The following is a 1,699-nucleotide window of genomic DNA, read 5'->3' on the forward strand; positions in this document are numbered from 1 at the left end:
ACTAGCCCGGCGCTTTCATGCCGGTATGGCCGCGGAGGTGTGTCGAACAGCTGAGAGGTGCTCCTGAGCAGCAAGGATGTGACTTGCGAAGGTCCACATCCGCCACGAACCAGGAGCACCTCTCAGGTGAGCAAGAGTAGTGGGTTCTACCCGCGCCCTGTCGTCGACACCGCCGCAACCATGGTCGTGTCCCACGCCGGTGGCGTGTTGTTGACCGAGACCGCCCGCACTGTCGGGCTCGACCAGGCCCTGTCTGCTGCGCTGGGCCGGTGGCGGCTCCCGCTCGCAGTGCACGACCCGGCGAAGGTCGTGGGCGATCTCGCGGTGACCTTGGCGGTGGGTGGGGACTGCCTGGCCGACATCGCCGTGCTGCGCGCCGAACCGGGCGTCTATGGCCGGGTCGCATCCGACCCGACGGTGTCGCGCACGATCGATCGCCTGGCCAGCGACGCCACCGCAGCGTTGACCGCGATCAACACCGCCCGCGCTCAGGCCCGCGCCCGAGCGTGGGCGTTAGCCGGGAAACACGCCCCCGACCACCAGGTCGACGCCGGGCGGCCGCTGGTCATCGACGTGGACGCCACCCTGGTCACCGCCCACTCCGACAAGCAGGGCGCCGCCCCGACGTTCAAGAAAGGGTTCGGCCACCACCCGTTGTGGACCTTCCTCGACCACGGCGCCGACGGCTCCGGTGAGCCGCTGTCGGTACTGCTGAGACCGGGCAACGCCGGCTCGAACACCGCCGCGGACCACATCACCGTGATCCGCGAGGCACTCCGACAACTCCCCGGTCACCGGACCGGTCGCCGGCCGGGGCGGAAGATCCTGATCCGGGCCGACTCCGCCGGCGCCACCCACGACTTCCTGAACTGGCTGGTCGGGCAGCGGTTGTCCTACTCGGTCGGGTTCACCCTGCCCGAGCAGGTCCTCGACGAACTCGCGAAGGTTCCCGAATCAGCGTGGCAGCCGGCCTACGACGCCGACAGCGAGCCCCGACCCGGCGCCTGGGTTCTCGAGGTCACCGGGCTGCTGGACCTGTCGCGCTGGCCGACCGGGATGCGGGTCATCGTTCGCCGCGAACGCCCGCACCCCGGGGCGCAGCCCCGGCTGACCGATCCCGACGGGCACCGGTTGACCGCGTTCGCCACCAACACCCGCCCTGGTGGACCAGGCCGTCAACTCGCTGATCTCGAACTGCGTCACCGCCGCCGGGCCCGCGCCGAGGACCGGATCCGCGCCGCGAAGGACACCGGGCTGCGCAACCTCCCGTTGCACGACCTGGACCAGAACCGGATCTGGTGTGCCCTCATCGCGCTGGCCTGCGAACTCACCACCTGGGCACAGATGCTCGCCCTCGCCGAGCACCCCGCACGACGCTGGGAACCCAAACGCCTGCGGCTGCGGATCTTCTCCCTCGCCGCGCGGATCACCCGGTCCGGACGCCGCACCGTGCTGCACCTACCCGCCCACACACCCTGGGCCGCCCTGCTCGCCGCAGCGATCACCACCCTGCGCGGCTACGCCGCGTCGGGCTGACCAGCCCCCACCCGACCCGACCACCCCGCAGGACCGGCCAGTGGAACCGGCGCCCAGCCGAGCGACCTCGGCCGAACTGTCACACCCCACCACCAGAATCAACCGCGCAAGACCGGCCCCGACCGGTCACGATCACCTCCGGATCCGGGACGAAAGATCCGGG

At 70.9% G+C, this 1,699-nt stretch carries 1 protein-coding gene; it reads left to right on the forward strand.

Annotated elements, in window-relative coordinates; genetic code table 11:
• The first annotated feature begins 126 nt into the window (after window positions 1-126).
• On the forward strand, window positions 127-1,536 hold the full coding sequence (locus KIK08_RS38865) for an IS1380 family transposase (protein ID WP_214408306.1): 1,410 nt from the start codon (window positions 127-129) through the stop codon (window positions 1,534-1,536).
• Window positions 1,537-1,699: the final 163 nt, after the last annotated feature.

Source organism: Pseudonocardia lacus (assembly GCF_018531445.1).
Taxonomy (GTDB): Bacteria; Actinomycetota; Actinomycetes; order Mycobacteriales; family Pseudonocardiaceae; genus Pseudonocardia; species Pseudonocardia lacus.